This is a genomic window from Enterobacter sp. BNK-8 (assembly GCF_048685095.1).
GTDB classification, from domain to species: domain Bacteria; phylum Pseudomonadota; class Gammaproteobacteria; order Enterobacterales; family Enterobacteriaceae; genus Enterobacter; species Enterobacter quasiroggenkampii.
On the sequence record NZ_JBLQTN010000001.1, the window covers coordinates 1,286,827 to 1,303,253 of the forward strand.

Genomic DNA, 16,427 nt, shown 5'->3' on the forward strand with positions numbered 1-16,427 from the left:
GTGTGCGATGTTTTGCCGGGTGGCGGCTGCGCCTTACCCGGCCTACAGGGCCCACAGGGCATACGGGACATCGTAGGCCCGGTAAGCGCAGCGCCACCGGGCAGGTTTTTCAGCGTTACACCATCAAACTCACCTGCGCCGCCACGATGCGCCACCCGTAGGCAAACCGCACCCACGTCTGCTGCTGGCGGCCAATGCGTTCTGTGCTCTCCCGGTAAACTCGGTGCTGCACACGGCATAATCCTCCCCGAAAGTGGTGATTACGGTGTGGCGCAACGTCCGCTGCAGCCCGGCGGCGGGGCGCGCCGCGCGAAAGGCGCGGATTTCATCAATTCCGTACAGGTTTTCCCCCGCCCCCAGCCGCACCGTGTTTTTGTCGTGCCAGAACAGCTCGTCCAGCACCGCAACGTTGTTGCTCACCAGCGCGTCCTCATAGCGGTAAAACGCGGCCGTCACCTCGGCAACCACCCACGGGAGGTTAATGTCATCGTGATTCATCATGCAGCTATCTCCGCCGGACGGGCATCGGTGATTCCGCTCTCCTCCAGAACCCGCGCGACGCGCAGGCAGGCCTGCTCGTTAAACGGCGCGGCAATCAGCTGCAGGCCGATGGGCGCGCCCTGCGCGGTGCGCAGCGGAACGGTGGTGACGGGCAGGCCCAAAAACGAAATTGGCTGGGTCAGCATCCCCATGCTGGCGCGAATGGGCAGCGGCTGACCGTTAATTTCCATGGTTGGCTCGCCTGCCAGCGTGGCGCTGCGCGGGGTGGCCGGGGCGATCAGCACGTCGGCCTGCGCGAATAAGGTTTTAAACGCCTGCCGGGCGTGAGCGCGAAACCGCTGGGCCTGAATGTACCAGGCGGAGGGGATCATCGCCCCGGCCAGCAGGCGTTCGCGGGAGTGCGGTTCAAAACGCGCCGGCTCCTGGCGAAGCGCGGGCAGGTACTGATTTCCCCCTTCGGCGGCGCTGATGATAAACGCCGCGGAACGCGCCAGCTCGGCGTCCGGGAACGCCAGTTCATCCTGCACGTCGAGCGCCTTCGCCACCCGCGCCACGGCCTCTCTGGCGTCCGCGTCGCACCAGGTGGTGAAGTAGCCGCCGAGTACCGCGCAGCGCAGGCCGTCAAGCCCGCGATCGAGCAGGGGGCGCGTCTGCTCCCGCGAGCTCTCTGCCTGAAAACCGTCGCTGGTGTCCCGTCCCTGCAGGGCGTCATATACGGACGCCAGGTCACACACGCGGCGGGCGAAGGGGCCGATATGATCCAGACTCGGGACAAACGGATGGCTTCCGGCGCGCGACAGGCGGCCAAAGGTGGGCTTCAGGCCGTAGATGCCGCACAGGGAGGCCGGAACGCGAATCGACCCGTTGGTGTCGGTGCCGAGTGAAAAGTGCACCAGCCCGGCAGCCACCGCGGCCGCTGACCCGCCGGACGACCCGCCCGTAATGCGCGCCAGGTCGTGCGGGTTACGCGTCGTGCCGTAGTGGCTGTTCTCGGTGGTAAAGCCGTAGGCGTAGGCGTCCATATTGACCATCCCGGTCAGCAGCCCGCCCGCGCTGCGCAGCTGGCGTACCGCAAAGCCGTCAGCCGCGGCGGCAGGGCGCTGGCTGAACAGCTCGGCCCCGACGAGGGTGGTGTGACCGGCAACGTCGAACAGGTTTTTAACCGCATAAGGCACGCCCGCCAGCGGCGGCAGGGGACGCTTTTCCCGTCGCAGGGTATCAATATTATCGGCTTCGGCGAGCATGCGTGCTTCCGTCACGGTGGTCCAGGCGTTGATCTGCGGATTTACGCGCGCAATCGCCTCCAGCGTCTGTTGGGCGATCTCGTGGGCGCTCAGCTCTCCCGCGCTCAGCGCCTGCTGGATCGCGCTGATACTCATCTCGTGTAGCGTCATGCTTTATACACTCCTGCAATCTCCAGACGGTCGTCGAGCGGCAGCGCCATCAGCGGGGCGGCCATGCTGGCAATGCGGCTGAACTGCAGCTGCAGCTCGGCGCGGCGGGCGTCATCCAGCGTCACGCCGAGTACGGTTTCCATTTGCGCCAGGTACGCCTGCCAGTCGGGTTGGTGTGTCGTCATTGTTTTCTCCTCAGAATCCGGCGGCTGTGCCGTTGCTGCGCGGGTCAAATGCCCCTTCGAACAGCCCGTTGGGGTGGCGGACAATCGCGCCTGCGTGGCCCATGGCTTCACTAAAGTCAGGAAAAAGCTCCACCTCGTGACCGAGTGCCTGCAGGCGCGCGACCGTCTCGGGTGAAAAACGCCCTTCAAGCTTTAAGGTGTCCGAGGTTTGTCCCCAGGTGCGCCCTAGCAGCCAGCGCGGGCGGGTAATGCTCTCCTGCAGGGGGACGCCCTGAACAACGTAGCGGGTAAAGAGCGCGGCCTGGGTTTGCGGCTGTCCGTCGCCACCCATCGATCCGTAGACCATCACGCGACCGTCCTTCAGACGCGCCGCCGCCGGGTTCAGGGTGTGGAACGGCTGTTTGCCCGGCGCGAGGGCCAGAAGATGGGCGGGATCGAGGCTGAAGGATGCGCCGCGGTTCTGCCAGACGATGCCGGTATCGGGCAGCACCACGCCGCTGCCGAACTCGTGATAAAGGCTCTGGATAAACGACACGGCAAGCCCGCTGCTGTCCATCACCCCCATCCACACCGTATCGCCGGGACCTTTTCCGGTTCCCCACGGCGCCGCGCGGCTGTCGTCAACCCTGTCGGCAAGCGCCTGCAGGGCGGCGGGATCCAGCAGTTGCTGAACATCGGTGTTCAGCGCGCGCGGGTCGGTGATGTGGGCATCCCGCAGGCCAAAGGCCAGCTTGGTGGCTTCCACGATGCGGTGCAGGGTGTCGGCGTCGTCGGCCTCCGCCATGTTCAGGCGATCGGTAATGCCGAGTATCGCCAGCGAGACCAGTCCCTGCGTCGGCGGGGCATGGTTAAAGATCTCTCCCTGCTGATGCTTGAGCTTCAGCGGCACGGTGCGTCGGGCGGCGTGCGCGTTGAGATCGGCCCACGTCACGGGCAGGCCCAGCGTCTCCATGCCCTGAGCCAGCACTTCCGCCAGCGGACCGCGATAAAAGCTGTCCAGACCGTCCTGCACCAGGCGCGTCAGGGTCGTGGCCATGGCGGGCTGGTAAAAGCGGCTCCCGACCTGCGGCGGCTTGCCGTCCACCAGCCAGGTTTCCGCGAAGCCGGGAACGTCCTTCAGTTCGTCGAATTTACTGGCCGTGGCGTGGGCCTGAGAGGCCGTGACCGGCGTGCCGTTTTGCGCATAGTCAATAGCGTCGGCCAGCAGGCGGGCCAGCGGCAGCGCCTTGCCGGTCATCTCGCGCGAGACCTTCAGCGCCTCGTCCCATCCGCTGACGGTTCCGGCGACGGTCAGCGCCGCACGGGGGCCGCGATGGGGGATCTGCGTGAGCCCGTCGTAGGCGGCCAGCGTCGCGCGCGATCCCGCCGCGCCGCTGGCATCGATGGCGATGGGATCGCCTTCCGGGGGCACAATAAGCCAGAAGCCATCGCCGCCCAGTCCGTTCATATGCGGATAGACCACGGCGATGGTGGCCGCCGCCGCGACCATCGCTTCGATGGCGCTGCCGCCTTCGCGCAGCACCGCCAGCGCGCTCTGGCTGGCGAGGTGGTGGGGCGCAACCGCCATACCGTGTGTGGAGACATTACTTTGCATGAAGAGTCCTCGTAACCCTGAAAGTCACAAGGTGCTGCAAAAGCTGTTCCAGTTCTGAATAAAAAGTTTCATGCCAGTTGCCGCAGAAGCTGGCATGCTTAATGAATAATGAGCATGAGATGAAACAAACGTTACAGAGGCGTTATGGAACAGCTTGATGAACGACTGAAAGCACAATACGCGTCATTGTCGCCGCAGGAGCAGCGGGTGGCGGATTTTATTTTCGATCATTTTGACGACCTCATTAGCTACAACAGCGCCGAGCTGGCGCAGCTGAGCGGGGTATCAAAAGCCACGGTGAGCCGTCTGTTTAAGCGTCTGGGCTATGAGAAATATAAGGACATGCGCGAAGAGCTGCGCACCCTGCGCCAGAGCGGGATGCCGCTCACCGACAATCGCGATGCGGTGCAGGGCAATACGCTGCTGGCGCGCCACTATAAGCAAGAGATGGCAAACCTGACCCAGTGGGTCAATGCCCTCGACGCGCAGCAGTTTGCCGACGCCATGGCCTGCATGGTCAGGGCGCGCCGGATCGTCATTATCGGCATGCGTAACGCCTATCCGGCGGCGCTGCACCTGCGCCAGCAGCTTCTGCAGGCGCGCGGTCAGGTGCTGGTGCTGCCGCAGCCGGGGCAGAGCCTGAGCGAGGAGCTGGTGGACTTAACGCCGGACGATCTGGTGGTGATGATGGCCTTTCGCCGTCGCCCGCGCATCATTCGCCCGCTGATGCAGCAGCTTCAGAGTAGCGGTATTCCGGTGCTGCTGATGTGCGAGCCGCAAGCCCACAGCCTGTTCCCGCTGGCGAGCTGGCAGCTCTGCACCCCGCTGGACAGCGTCTCCGCCTATGACAGCTATTCGTCGGTCAACAGTCTGATCAACCTGCTGGCGAACGCCTTCCTGCATGACATTCTCGATAAAGGCCGCCCGCGCATTCACGAGATTGCCTCCCTCTACCAGCAGCTGGACGAGCTGGAACAGCGATAATGGGGCATCAGGCTGGTGCTTTGCATTAAAACAGTGCAATCAGACGGGGCGTAAAAGAGCGCCCCCCTTTTCGCCATTCCCCGCTTTATCAGGCTTTATGACAATATCCCCCGTTTCGCCTGACCTGGCACATTAGTTGCAAAATCACACTCAAAGAATCTTTTGTTTCATGTTAACGTTACGGGGAAGCACCATGAAAAAATTGTTGATTGCACTGGCCGGGGCAGCATGCCTCTTCACACAGCTGCCGGCAAAGGCTGACCAGCTTCAGGATATTGAGAAGCGCGGCACCATCCGCATTGCCGTTCCGCAGGATTTCCCGCCGTTTGGCTCGGTGGGAACCGATCTGCAGCCGCAGGGCTATGACATCGACATGGCGCGCTATCTCGCTAAAGAGATGAAGCTCAAGCTGCAGCTGGTGCCGGTGACCAGCGCCAACCGCGTGCCGTACCTGCAAACCGACAAGGTGGACCTGGTCATTTCCAGCCTCGGTAAAAACCCGGAGCGCGAGAAGGTAATCGACTTCAGCCGCGCCTACGCGCCGTTCTTCCTCGGCGTGTTTGGTCCGAAAGGGGCTGAACTGAAGGATGCCGCCGCGCTCAGCGGAAAAACCATCGGCGTGACGCGCGGGGCGGTGGAGGACATGGTGCTGACCGGCCTGGCACCGAAAGACGCGGATGTGAAGCGCTACGAAGACAACAACACCACGCTGTCGGCATATCTGTCCGGCCAGGTGCAGTACGTGGCGACCGGCAATCTCGTGGTGGCGGCCATTTCGCGCCAGAACGCGGCGAAAGCCCCGGTGCCGAGCTTTATGCTGAAAGACTCGCCGTGCTTCATTGGCCTGAAGAAAAACGAACCGGCCCTGAAGGCAAAAGTGGACGCGCTGATCGAGCAGGGCATTAAGGACGGCACGCTGAACGGTCTGTCTGAGCAATGGCTGAAGGCCCCGCTGCCGGCAAACCTTGGCGCCTGAGCCGATGACTGAGCAACTTGATTTTTCCGCCCTCTGGCCGCACTGGCCGGAGCTGCTGGCCGGGCTGTGGGTCACTATTCAGCTGACGGTGATGGCCACCGTCGGCGGGCTGGCAACAGGGATTGTCGGGGCAGCGATCCGCAGCGGACGCACCACCTGGTACAGCCGGATTTGGGGCGGGTATGTGGAGATCATCCGCAACACGCCGTTTGTGGTGCAGCTGTTTTTCATCGTCTTCGGCCTGCCGAACCTGGGGCTGAAGATGACGGCGGGGGAAGCGGCGCTGCTGGCCATGGTGGTCAACCTGGGCGCCTACAGCACCGAGATTATTCGCGCGGGCATTCAGGTCACGCCGAAAGGGCAGTGGGAGGCCGGTCGCGTGCTGGGGCTGACCCGCCTGCAGACCTTTATCCGCGTGGTGCTGCCGCCCGCGCTGCAGCGCATTTACCCGGCGCTGGTGAGCCAGTGCATCATCGTGATGCTCGGCTCGTCGGTGGTGTCGCAGGTCTCCTATGAAGAGCTGACCTTCGCCGCCAACCTGATCCAGTCCAGAACGTTTTTGAGCTTTGAGGTCTATCTGGTGACCACCGGGATTTACTTAGCGCTGTCGATTACCCTGCGCCAGCTGATGATGGCGGCAGGACGCAAATGGCTGGGGGTGCAGGCATGATGACCACCTTTACCGACTGGGACATTATTCGCAACCTGCTGCTGGCCGGACGCTGGACGGTGCTGCTGTCGCTGGTGGCGTTCGTCGGCGGGGCGGTGGTAACGCTGCCGCTCCTGCTGCTGCGCCTGACGGGCGGGCGCACGGTGAAGCGCATTATCCGCGGCTATATTGAGCTGTTTCAGGGCACGCCGCTGCTGATGCAGCTGTTCCTGGCCTTCTTCGGCGTGGCGCTGTTCGGCATCGACGTTTCGCCGTGGACCGCCGCCTCGCTGGCGCTGACGTTCTACACCAGCGCGTTTCTGCTCGATATCTGGTACGGCAGCATTCGCGCCCTGCCGAAAGGGCAGTGGGAAGCGTCGCGCTGCCTGGGGCTGACCTTCGGCCAGACCCTGTTTCGCGTGGTCGCCCCGCAGGCGCTGCGCATCGGCATTGCGCCGACGGTCGGCTTTGCCGTGCAGGTGATCAAAGGCACCGCGCTGGCATCGATTATCGGTTTTGTCGAGTTGACCAAGGCCGGGACCATGCTGACCAACGTGACCTATCAGCCGTTTAAGGTCTTTGCGCTGGTGGCGCTCGGCTACTTTATTCTGTGTTATCCGCTGTCGCGCTACAGCCGCTATCTGGAGACGAAATTCAATGCCTCTCATCACCATTAATCAGGTGCAGAAGTACTACGGCGATAACCACGTGCTCAAGGGCGTCGATCTGGATATCGACATGGGCCAGGTGATCTCCATCATCGGGCGCAGCGGATCGGGCAAAAGCACGCTGCTGCGCTGCATTAACGGCCTGGAAGGCTATCAGGACGGCAGCATCAAGCTGGGCGGCATGACCATTACCGACCGGGATTCCCAGGCGCGTGAAATCAGCCGCTCGGTTGGGATGGTCTTCCAGAGCTTCAACCTGTTCCCGCACATGACGGCGCTGGAGAACGTGATGCTCGCCCCACGTCGGGTGCTGAAAAAAGCGCCGCCGAATGCCGGGCGCTGGCGCAGCAGATGCTGGAGAAGGTTGGCCTTGGCGATCGTCTGGATTACTACCCGTCGAGCCTCTCCGGCGGCCAGCAGCAGCGCGTGGCGATTGCCCGCGCGCTGGCGATGTCGCCGAAAGTATTACTCTGCGACGAGATCACCTCCGCGCTGGATCCGGAGCTGGTGGGCGAAGTGCTCAAAGTGCTGGAGCAACTGGCGGCCGAGGGGATGACGCTCATACTGGTTACCCATGAAATGAATTTTGCCCGCGAAGTGGGCGACCGCGTGGTGTTTATGCACCAGGGGAAAGTCTGGGAGCAGGGCGACAGCAAAACGCTGTTCGCCAACCCGCAGACCACGGAACTGAAGCAGTTCATCTCCTCCGTGCGCGGCCTCAACTGATAAGGACTGAACAATGGATATCGCACACTTTCCGCAAATCAACCCGCCGCAGCGCCTGCTGATGGGCCCGGGCCCGATCAACGCCGACCCGCGCGTGCTGCGCGCCATGTCGAGCCAGCTGATCGGCCAGTACGATCCGGCCATGACCCACTACATGAACGAGGTGATGGCGCTCTATCGCGGCGTATTCCGTACCGAAAACCGCTGGACGATGCTGGTGGACGGCACCTCCCGCGCGGGAATTGAAGCCATTCTGGTTTCCGCCATTCGACCGGGAGATAAGGTGCTGGTGCCGGTTTTTGGCCGCTTTGGCCACCTGCTGTGCGAAATTGCCCGCCGCTGCCGTGCAGAGGTGCATACCATCGAGGTGCCGTGGGGCGAGGTGTTTACCCCGGACCAGGTCGAGGATGCGATAAAACGTATTCGTCCGCGCCTGCTGCTGACCGTGCAGGGCGACACCTCCACCACCATGCTGCAGCCGCTCGCGGAGCTGGGCGCGATCTGCCGCCGCTACGACGTGCTGTTTTACACCGACGCCACCGCGTCGCTCGGCGGTAACGCGCTGGAGACCGACGCCTGGGGGCTGGATGCCGTCTCGGCCGGGATGCAGAAATGCCTCGGCGGCCCGTCGGGCACGTCGCCGATCACCCTGAGCGCGCGGATGGAAGAGGCGATCCGCCGCCGCAAGTGCGTGGAGGAGGGCATTCGCACTGACGCCCACCGCGATGGCGACGAGGAAATGATCTACTCCAACTACTTCGATCTCGGCATGGTGATGGACTACTGGGGGCCGGAGCGGCTGAACCACCACACCGAAGCAACTACCGCGCTGTTTGGTGCCCGCGAATGCGCGCGGCTGATCCTGCAGGAAGGGCTGGATAACGGCATCGCGCGTCATAAGCTGCACGGCGATGCGCTGTTTAAGGGGATTCAGGCGATGGGGCTGGAGACCTTCGGCGACCTGAAGCACAAGATGAACAACGTGCTGGGCGTGGTGATACCGCAGGGCGTCAACGGTGACCAGGTGCGTAAGCTGATGCTGGAAGATTTCGGGATTGAAATCGGCACCTCGTTTGGCCCGCTGCACGGCAAAGTGTGGCGCATTGGCACCATGGGCTATAACGCGCGCAAGGACTGCGTGATGACTACCCTGAGCGCGCTGGAGTCGGTGCTGAACTACCTCAAATTTACCACCACGCAGGGGGCCGCCATGCAGGCCGCGTGGGACCACTATCGCCGCGAGACGCCGCAATGAGCCCGGCGGCAGAACGGGTGATGGCGCGCGCCGACGCGCTGGCCACCATCAGCGAAACCCCGGATGCGCTGACAAGGGTGTATCTCTCCACGCAGCATCTGCAGGCCAACCAGCTGGTCGGGGAGTGGATGCGCCAGGCGGGCATGACCGTCTGGCAGGACAGCGTGGGCAATATCTGTGGACGCTATGAGGGCGCGCAGGAGGGGGTCCAGGCGGTGCTGCTTGGCTCGCATCTGGACACCGTACGCAACGCCGGGCGCTACGACGGCATGCTCGGGGTGCTTACCGCCATCGAAGTGGTGGATAGTCTACACCAGCAGGGTGTGCATCTGGCGCAGGCCATAGAGATTGTCGGCTTTGGTGACGAAGAGGGAACCCGTTTTGGGATCACCCTGCTAGGCAGCCGGGGGCTGACGGGCACCTGGCCGCAGGGCTGGCTGGAGACGTGTGATGCTCAGGGCATCAGCGTGGCGCAGGCGATGGTGCAGGCGGGGCTCGATCCTGCCCGCGTGGCGCTCGCGGCACGTCATCAGGACGATTTTAGCGCCTGCCTGGAACTGCATATCGAACAGGGACCGTGTCTGGAGCAGGAAGGGCTGGCGCTGGGCGTGGTGGAAGCCATTAACGGCGCGCGCCGCCTCAACTGCCGCTTCACCGGCGAGGCCGGGCACGCGGGTACCGTGCCGATGCATCACCGTAAGGATGCCCTGGCCGCCGCCGCCGAATGGATGGTGCTGATTGAAAATACCACCCGACAGCAGGGCGGCAACCGGGTGGCGACGGTCGGTGAACTGCGCTGCCTGCCCGGTGCGGTCAACGTCATCCCCGGCGAGGTTGCGCTCTCGCTGGATATTCGCGGCCCGCAGGATGCCCCGCTTGACGCGCTGCTCGCTAAGCTGCTGGCGCAGGCGCAGGCGATTGCCGCTCGTCGCGGGCTGAGCTTCAGCGCCGAGGAGTTTTACCGGATCGCCGCCACGCCGTGCGATGCGCGTTTGCAGCACCTACTGGGTGACGCCGTGGAATCGGTGCAGGGGCGCTCGTTATCCCTGCCCAGCGGCGCCGGGCATGACACCATCGCCCTGGCGGAACGCTGGCCGGTGGGGATGCTGTTTGTGCGCTGCAGGGGCGGGGTCAGCCACCATCCGGCGGAATCGGTGATGGCTGAGGATGTCGCTCTGGCAATTGAGGCGTTTGGGCGAGCGGTAAAAAAACTGGCAGGCGATGAAACGGCTTAAGCGTTCGGGCGTGCCGCCGTTTCCGGTAGGCGCAGCGGTACCGTCATCAGGCTGGCGGCGAAATAGAGTACTGCTATCACCCACAATGTCCCTTCCACACCCAATGGCGCGACGCACACGGTGACGATGAAGGGGCCGGCGAAATTGCTTAGCCCCGAACCAAGGTTGAGACAGGAGATCGCCGCCCCTTTGTTTTCCGGCAGCAGCGTGGGGATCAGGGCGCTCAGCGGGCCAAACGCCCCCAGGCCGATAGCGTAAAGGGCGAGCGCCAGAAACAGGGCGAGGGTGCTGTGGCCAAACAGCACGGGGGCATAACACACCGCGATGGAGGCTACGCCGCATAGCGTACCGGAAAACCACATCACCGTTTTTCGCCAGCCCAGGCAATCGCCCAGCCAGCCAAACAGATAGCTGGCGAAAATATTCACAATATTGACCAGGCCCCAGACTGTTAGCCACTCGGCAATGCTAAAGCCGAATTGCGGTAAATAGACCGGCATCAGGATCACCAGCGAAAATTTACCGATGTCATTGATGGTTTTCACCACGACCGCCAGACGCATTTTCGGCTCTCGCACCAGGACGATAATCCCCTCCAGAAGCGCTGTTCTCAGCGGATAACCGTCCCTGAAAACGGGCCGGTCGTGGTTGAGGACCAGTGCACAAAACCCGCCGCAAAGAACAAACGCTAAGCCGCTCAACAGCGTGCCCGTTTCGCCCATGCGGGCCAGCATCATGCTGGAGTACCACGGGGCAACAATTGTCATTCCGACACCGAAGGCTATCCAGAACCAGGAGACCGCACGGCCTAAAATACGGCTTTCGCAGCGCTGGTTTATCCATACCAGAAACGAGTAGGCAAACAGCGGGTAAGCCACCCCGCGTAGCGCGTAGGTTGCGACCATGAGCGGATAGTTATTCTGGGGGAGGGCAACAAAAATAAAGGGCACCGAGCCGATAAAATAGACCACCGTCGCGATCCACATCAGCCGGCGCACCCCCAGCACGCCTGCTCCGATACCGGAAAACCAGGAGACAGCGGCAACGCACAGGCCGAAGATGGATGAGAGCAGGCTAATTTCAACAGGATCAAAGCCCCGCTGCTGCAAAAGTGAAGCCAGCCAGCTTTGTTCGATGGTCGCTCCGGTTATAAATAAAAAAACACCGATGAATCCCCAGCTAAGCTCCCGGGGTAATCCTATCCGCGCCCATATCCCTTGCTGCATCATCAGGTTATGTTCAGTCATGTTGTTCTCTTCTTCCTGCCGGGCGGGCACGGTTGCCCGCCCGGAACATCAGGCATTTTTCAGTTGTACGGTCGAACGGGATTTCATCTGGCTACGATTGACGTGGCCCACCGTGTTCTGCCCCCAGCACTGCTCGTAAGGTAAGCCGGTAAGACTTTCAATCACGGCTCTGTTTTCAGCGCTGACAGCGTCTTTCTTTTCGCCACGTTTGAGGCGTGCAACCTCGTCGTTAAGGATGGCATGAGTACGGCTGTTCACCTTGAACTGGAAGGCCGACCATATCCCCCAGAGCGTGAGCACAACGGGGAGCGCAATCATGATAATCACGATCATTGTGATGGCCGTTCCCGGCTGGTGGCTCTGCCCTGAAACGAAGCCGGAGAGTTGCAACGCAACGCCGACCAGGAAGATTGACAGCGCCTGGGAGGCTTTACGCAACAGGCTCATAAAGCCAGCAAAGATCCCTTCGCGGCGGCTGCAGGTAAGGATTTCATCCACGTCCGCCACAAAGGTGTAGTTGTTCCACGGGATCGCGTAGATCCCCCCGCGCGCCAGACCCGCAATCCCTGCCGTCAGATAGAGCAGGGCCATACTGGTAGAGCCGTTTACCCATGCCGCGCCGAAAAGGAGAAAAGCCAGAAGGGCGAGTGTTGCCTGGGTGGCGAACGCGCGTGAGGGTGAGAAACGCAGCGTGAGCCAGGTTGCCACACCGACGCCAAAGAACTGCATGCCGTTGATGGTCGCCAGGAGGTTGGAGGCCATGACCGGGGTGGTCATCAGGGCGAAGACGACAAAGTAGGTGAATACCGAATTGAAGATATCCTGGGCAACTGAGCCGCCCAGATACATCCCCAGATGCGAGCGGAAGGTTTTTATTTTCAGCGTGGACAGGAAGTCGTAGCAGATGGCGTGAACGCGGGCGAGGAGCGGCTGCTTTTCCCCCTGGTCAACGTGACGCTCGCATTGCTCTATCTCATCAAGCGAGCGTTCCCAGGTACCGAAGTAGACAAAGAACAGGACGACCATAAATGAGAGCGTGAAGATCGCGCCGGCATAAAAGAACGAATCTGCGGAGTCTGAACCAAAATAAGCCACCAGGCGTCCCGGCAGAAAGGCGGCGGCAAATCCCGCCAGTTGGGCGATATACATACGGGCGCTGGTCAGCTTCGAACGCTTGCTAAAATCGGAGGTCATTTCTGCGGAGAGCGTATCGTAAGGGATAATAATCATCGAATAGACGATTTCGAACAGAATATAGACCAGCAGATAGATCCAGTAGTTAAACCCCTCTACCCACAGCAGGCTGTAGACCGACACCAGTGGAATACTGACCAACAAGAAGAAGCGGCGACGACCAAAACGACGGCCCAGCCGGGTTTTATGGAAGTTATCGGAGACATAGCCCATCAGCGGACACATGATGACGTCGACAATGCGCGCCACGGCAAACAGCGAGCCTGCTTCAATCGGCGTTAAGCCGCAGAAGGTGGTCAGGAAGAAGAGTAACCATGCGCTCACCAGCGTGAACGCGCCAGAGCCTATTACATCAGCAAGACCATAACAAACGTAGTTTTGCAGTTTTATTTCACGTACTTTTTTTATCATTTTTATCCCCAGTGACGAAGTCGTCCAAAGGTTCCACCTTTATGCACAGGCGGAGTCGGTGATGAGGTTCTGAACGTTAAGCAGGACGGTTTTTTCCGCGTTCCAGCCTGCAGGCAAGGGCACCGGTCGGCAGAGGTGCGTGGCGCAGAGCCGCAGCCCGCTTACGCCGTTGGCGTAAAAAACGGGCATACCGCCAGGGTAGGGCTCTACCCCATGCGCACGGCCGGTAGACGGATTGATGTTGTAGGCATTGTCCAGCCCCATTCCGGTGGGACGCGCGGGGTTGCACGGCGGACGAATATCGTAGAAGCCTTGTTCCTGCGAGTCGCTGAGGCATTGTTCAACGCAGAGACCATTAAACATGACGTCGCGAATGTTGCCCGGCGTGTCGCTGTGCAGGTTAATCGCGCCTTCAGCGTGGCCTGCAAGGTTACTGAAAATGACGTTTTCGATGGTGCCAGGCTGAACCTCTGGCGCACGGTGGCGTACCGAAATATAGATCGGATCGGCTTTTCCCCAGTGACAGGGATGGCCGTGACGGCAGTCAAACAGAATATTGCTGAACACCAGCCGTTGAAAACGCCCCCCATCGCGTGAGACCAGCCCAATACCCCGGTTGGACTCAAAAATCGTGCAGTTGCTGACAGTGATGTTCTCAATATCGGCAAAGGTTTCCGTACCGATTTTGATGGCGCAGCTTTTGGAACGCACAATACAGTTGTTCACCGTTACGTTACGAATGGGCTGCTGTAGCGCCGCGGGTTTCCGGGTGGTTTTCAGGCAAATCCCGTCGTCGGCGGCGCTGAAGTAGCTGTCGCTGATATGGACGTGCTGGCAACTGTCGATATCGAGCGCATCGGTGTTGGCGAGCGCCAGGTCATTATCAATGGTGATGTTCCGGACAAAAACGTGGTTGCAGCTCACCAGGTGAGCGGTCCACATCGGCGAGTTATGCAGGGTAATATCCTGCAGGCGTACCTGTTCGCAGCCTTCAAACACCACCAGTCGCGGGCGCTGTGATTTAGGCTGGCGATAGCCCTGGTCATCCGCATCTGATGAAAACCAGCTTGCGGCGTCTCCATCAATTTTTCCTTCTCCACTCAGCGTGATGTGCTGCCCGCCACGGGCGTAAAGGAGCGCCATGTTTGACATTTCTGCGAGCGTCACCGTCTCCGTATGTTGGTAATCGGCAGGGTTTGCGCTGGCGCGCAGGCAGGCACCGGCTTCCAGATGCAGGGTAAAATGAGAGGGTAAAACCAGCGTACCGGTGAGCCAGATGCCGGGCGTCACGACAAGCGTTCCGCCCCCGGCGGAGGCTATCTCATCGATAAGCTGTTGCAGTTGCGTCGTCAGTACCGTATTGCCACTGCGGTCGAGTGGCGCATTGTCTAAAGAAATTTTCATCGTCATTCCTGTTCATCAACCTGATGACCAGGATTTAACGCGTTTTTACCGTCGCCGGAGTGCGCAGAAACGGTGCTTCTTGACGTAACGGTGAAGCACTTCACGTTTGATTTCTGCAGGACAATTAATTATTGAAAATTGTCACATTTCGCGTTTTTTCAGACCGAAAGGGTGTTGCAAAAAAGAGAAATCGTGGTTGTCAGAGACGCAGGTGAGGGGTTATGAACGCCCTTTCAGCGACGTTAATTCATGGCTCAGACTGTCAGCCAGCGCACGTACCCGCGAGGCATCAAATAACACATGCAGACCGGGTGAGGCGTCAGCGTGTTTAAGGCAGTAATCCTCCATTTCACAGGCGCATCGATAAAGCTCCTGAATATTGATATGGCTAATCTCCTGCATGCTCCAGCTGTTCTCGACCTCACGGGCATAGTGCAGCGTGAAGAACGCCTTTTGCGCATGTAAAAAGAGACGACAATAGAGGGTAAAGCCCTGCCACTCTTCATACCAGCGACGTTCAAGCGAGCGGGGAAACGCGGCGCGTTTTACGAAATGCAGTGCCGCTTCCTGCAGCGCGGCGGCAGCGTTGCCCGCCTCGTCTTTCTCCCTTGCGATACGTGACAGGCAAGCGGCGGACGTTTCTGGATCGTTGCGATCGAAGGTGATTGCCCGTTCTGAGCCGGGCAGCCAGTAATTGCGGTTTAGCTGGCCGTAAAGGCTCCACACCGCCTGGCCATAGCTTTCGGGTACCTGGCTGTGACGATGGAAAACGTGCTTGCGGACATAAATAGCGCTGTATAACACCTGTCCCGCTTGCTCAAGCAGGGAACAAAATGTCTCCAAGGTCTGCTCGTCGGGTTGCCAGCCATAGCTTTCGTGTAGCCAGTCGGTCATCAGCTGCGCTTTCGTCAGCGTTGTCCCCTCGTTGCTTAGCATTCTGCTGCAGGCCACCAGATTACATTCGCTGAGCGTACCCATGATCCAATGGTTATCCAGACTTTCCCAGCTCACTTTGCATACCGCGCCAGTGATGGCCGGGTTACTGCGACACCAGAGCAACCGCCCCTGGAGTTCATCAATACGCGGGAATGGAAAGATGCCCCAGCCAACCTCTTCCCCGACAAGGTCGATCTCTGTCCAGACCTCGCGCTCCCGAACCTCCAGCAGTGCGGGGTTATTAGGAAAGGATGGCCAGAAACGTTCGGGGGTGAGCTTGATCGAGACGCTGACGCTCGCCGGTAAGGGACGGATGGCCTCCAGCACGTTGCCAAGATCGTGGTTATCCGCCGGAAATACACGCAGCACCAGATGTTTATTTTCCTGCTGCATCACGCGGGAGAGGGCAGTGAAGCAGCAGCTATAAATCATGAAGCTGCGATCGTCGCGTTGTAACGGGGCGGGTTTTTCCGTTGATGGCTGCTCCCAACTGGGGCGTGAGACTGGCAGCAATCCGTCGGTATTAGAAATCGCAATCATCAGGCCGCTGAGAGACGGAATGCGCTGGCAGATCTGCGAAATCTTATCCGCAAGGTAACTGCACCAGAAGTCGACGTCGAAGCGTACACCCTGGTTGGGATCAAACAGGTGCGGATGGGAAAGCAAGAGATCGGTTGGAAAGTTGAGCTCTTTGGCCTGAAGGTAAAATCGCAGCCCCTGACGTCGGCACAGCTGGCCCAGGCGGTTGAGATAAACGCAGCGCGCCCGCTGCTGGCTGGATAAGCGGTCATTGTAGTGATGTGGCGTATACCCTTTCGGTGTGGCAAGCAGATTAAAGAGGTCAGCCTGCCCGACAATAAGGGTATTGAAGCCATGGGCTACAGCCCACTCCACCAGTTCACCGGTTTTATTCCAGTCCCAGTAAGCCTGGGTATTCAGTTCTACCGCTCGCGTCTGCCACATATCCCTATCCATTCGTCCGACGAAAACAGGGCTACTATCTCGCTTTATTTATGCCTTTCGCAAGCAGAGCAATACGTTCCGGAATTTATAAAGACGAACTGACCG

The 16,427-nt window shown here is 60.4% G+C and carries 13 protein-coding genes and 2 pseudogenes; 7 read left to right on the plus strand and 8 right to left on the minus strand.

Annotation, left to right across the window (positions count from 1 at the left end):
- Nucleotides 1–181: 181 nt before the first annotated feature.
- The 4 genes and pseudogenes from hpxZ to hpxW form a co-directional block, all read right to left on the minus strand.
- Nucleotides 182–501 (minus strand): annotated as a pseudogene (gene hpxZ, locus ACMGGU_RS06120) (oxalurate catabolism protein HpxZ); the annotation flags it as partial.
- Entirely contained in the window at nt 498–1,895 is a 1,398-nt protein-coding gene (locus ACMGGU_RS06125) for an AtzE family amidohydrolase (RefSeq protein WP_252077332.1), read from the minus strand. The gene ACMGGU_RS06125 and the pseudogene hpxZ, both read right to left, overlap by 4 nt.
- Nucleotides 1,892–2,080, minus strand: coding sequence for an oxalurate catabolism protein HpxX (hpxX, locus tag ACMGGU_RS06130; protein ID WP_008499849.1), 189 nt, complete (start codon nt 2,078–2,080; stop codon nt 1,892–1,894). Before hpxX ends, ACMGGU_RS06125 begins: the two co-directional genes overlap by 4 nt.
- A 10-nt stretch (nt 2,081–2,090) precedes the next feature.
- Nucleotides 2,091–3,674, minus strand: a complete 1,584-nt coding sequence (gene hpxW / locus ACMGGU_RS06135; protein ID WP_252077331.1) for an oxamate amidohydrolase — start codon at nt 3,672–3,674, stop codon at nt 2,091–2,093.
- Between the two features lie 144 nt (nt 3,675–3,818).
- Here hpxW and hpxU point away from each other — a divergent pair, with 144 nt between their 5' ends.
- The 7 genes and pseudogenes from hpxU to hpxK all read left to right on the plus strand — a co-directional run bounded on the left by hpxU (nt 3,819) and on the right by hpxK (nt 10,167).
- Nucleotides 3,819–4,658, plus strand: coding sequence for a MurR/RpiR family transcriptional regulator HpxU (gene hpxU, locus ACMGGU_RS06140; RefSeq protein ID WP_048027314.1), 840 nt, complete (start codon nt 3,819–3,821; stop codon nt 4,656–4,658).
- Between the two features lie 193 nt (nt 4,659–4,851).
- Nucleotides 4,852–5,634, plus strand: a complete 783-nt coding sequence (locus ACMGGU_RS06145; protein ID WP_262796066.1) for a transporter substrate-binding domain-containing protein — start codon at nt 4,852–4,854, stop codon at nt 5,632–5,634.
- A gap of 4 nt (nt 5,635–5,638) precedes the next feature.
- Nucleotides 5,639–6,304 (plus strand): amino acid ABC transporter permease, encoded by a 666-nt coding sequence (locus tag ACMGGU_RS06150; RefSeq protein ID WP_048027626.1) that lies wholly within the window; start codon nt 5,639–5,641, stop codon nt 6,302–6,304.
- Complete coding sequence (locus ACMGGU_RS06155) at nt 6,304–6,960, plus strand: amino acid ABC transporter permease (RefSeq protein ID WP_071882588.1); 657 nt, start codon at nt 6,304–6,306, stop codon at nt 6,958–6,960. The genes ACMGGU_RS06150 and ACMGGU_RS06155 overlap by 1 nt, the downstream gene beginning before the upstream one ends.
- Nucleotides 6,941–7,677 (plus strand): annotated as a pseudogene (locus tag ACMGGU_RS06160) (amino acid ABC transporter ATP-binding protein). Before ACMGGU_RS06155 ends, ACMGGU_RS06160 begins: the two are co-directional and overlap by 20 nt.
- A 13-nt stretch (nt 7,678–7,690) precedes the next feature.
- Nucleotides 7,691–8,932, plus strand: a complete 1,242-nt coding sequence (locus tag ACMGGU_RS06165) for a pyridoxal-phosphate-dependent aminotransferase family protein (protein ID WP_262796067.1) — start codon at nt 7,691–7,693, stop codon at nt 8,930–8,932.
- Nucleotides 8,929–10,167, plus strand: coding sequence for an allantoate amidohydrolase (gene hpxK / locus ACMGGU_RS06170; protein ID WP_262796068.1), 1,239 nt, complete (start codon nt 8,929–8,931; stop codon nt 10,165–10,167). Before ACMGGU_RS06165 ends, hpxK begins: the two co-directional genes overlap by 4 nt.
- Here hpxK and ACMGGU_RS06175 read toward each other — a convergent pair.
- The 4 genes from ACMGGU_RS06175 to ACMGGU_RS06190 all read right to left on the minus strand — a co-directional run bounded on the left by ACMGGU_RS06175 (nt 10,164) and on the right by ACMGGU_RS06190 (nt 16,322).
- Entirely contained in the window at nt 10,164–11,414 is a 1,251-nt protein-coding gene (locus tag ACMGGU_RS06175; protein ID WP_420300329.1) for an MFS transporter, read from the minus strand. The two genes, hpxK and ACMGGU_RS06175, sit on opposite strands and share 4 nt — an antisense overlap.
- Before the next feature lie 48 nt (nt 11,415–11,462).
- Complete coding sequence (locus ACMGGU_RS06180) at nt 11,463–13,019, minus strand: MFS transporter (protein ID WP_262796070.1); 1,557 nt, start codon at nt 13,017–13,019, stop codon at nt 11,463–11,465.
- Between the two features lie 39 nt (nt 13,020–13,058).
- Nucleotides 13,059–14,423, minus strand: a complete 1,365-nt coding sequence (locus ACMGGU_RS06185) for a glycoside hydrolase family 28 protein (protein ID WP_262796071.1) — start codon at nt 14,421–14,423, stop codon at nt 13,059–13,061.
- A gap of 219 nt (nt 14,424–14,642) precedes the next feature.
- Nucleotides 14,643–16,322 (minus strand): hypothetical protein, encoded by a 1,680-nt coding sequence (locus ACMGGU_RS06190; protein ID WP_262796072.1) that lies wholly within the window; start codon nt 16,320–16,322, stop codon nt 14,643–14,645.
- Nucleotides 16,323–16,427: the final 105 nt, after the last annotated feature.

Coding starts and splice junctions, on each gene's coding strand:
- ACMGGU_RS06125 (WP_252077332.1), bottom strand. CDS start 1,895: ATGACGCTACACGAGATGAGTATCAGCGCGATCCAGCAGGCGCTGAGC.
- hpxX (WP_008499849.1), bottom strand. CDS start 2,080: ATGACGACACACCAACCCGACTGGCAGGCGTACCTGGCGCAAATGGAA.
- hpxW (WP_252077331.1), bottom strand. CDS start 3,674: ATGCAAAGTAATGTCTCCACACACGGTATGGCGGTTGCGCCCCACCAC.
- hpxU (WP_048027314.1), top strand. CDS start 3,819: ATGGAACAGCTTGATGAACGACTGAAAGCACAATACGCGTCATTGTCG.
- ACMGGU_RS06145 (WP_262796066.1), top strand. CDS start 4,852: ATGAAAAAATTGTTGATTGCACTGGCCGGGGCAGCATGCCTCTTCACA.
- ACMGGU_RS06150 (WP_048027626.1), top strand. CDS start 5,639: ATGACTGAGCAACTTGATTTTTCCGCCCTCTGGCCGCACTGGCCGGAG.
- ACMGGU_RS06155 (WP_071882588.1), top strand. CDS start 6,304: ATGACCACCTTTACCGACTGGGACATTATTCGCAACCTGCTGCTGGCC.
- ACMGGU_RS06165 (WP_262796067.1), top strand. CDS start 7,691: ATGGATATCGCACACTTTCCGCAAATCAACCCGCCGCAGCGCCTGCTG.
- hpxK (WP_262796068.1), top strand. CDS start 8,929: ATGAGCCCGGCGGCAGAACGGGTGATGGCGCGCGCCGACGCGCTGGCC.
- ACMGGU_RS06175 (WP_420300329.1), bottom strand. CDS start 11,414: ATGACTGAACATAACCTGATGATGCAGCAAGGGATATGGGCGCGGATA.
- ACMGGU_RS06180 (WP_262796070.1), bottom strand. CDS start 13,019: ATGATAAAAAAAGTACGTGAAATAAAACTGCAAAACTACGTTTGTTAT.
- ACMGGU_RS06185 (WP_262796071.1), bottom strand. CDS start 14,423: ATGAAAATTTCTTTAGACAATGCGCCACTCGACCGCAGTGGCAATACG.
- ACMGGU_RS06190 (WP_262796072.1), bottom strand. CDS start 16,322: ATGTGGCAGACGCGAGCGGTAGAACTGAATACCCAGGCTTACTGGGAC.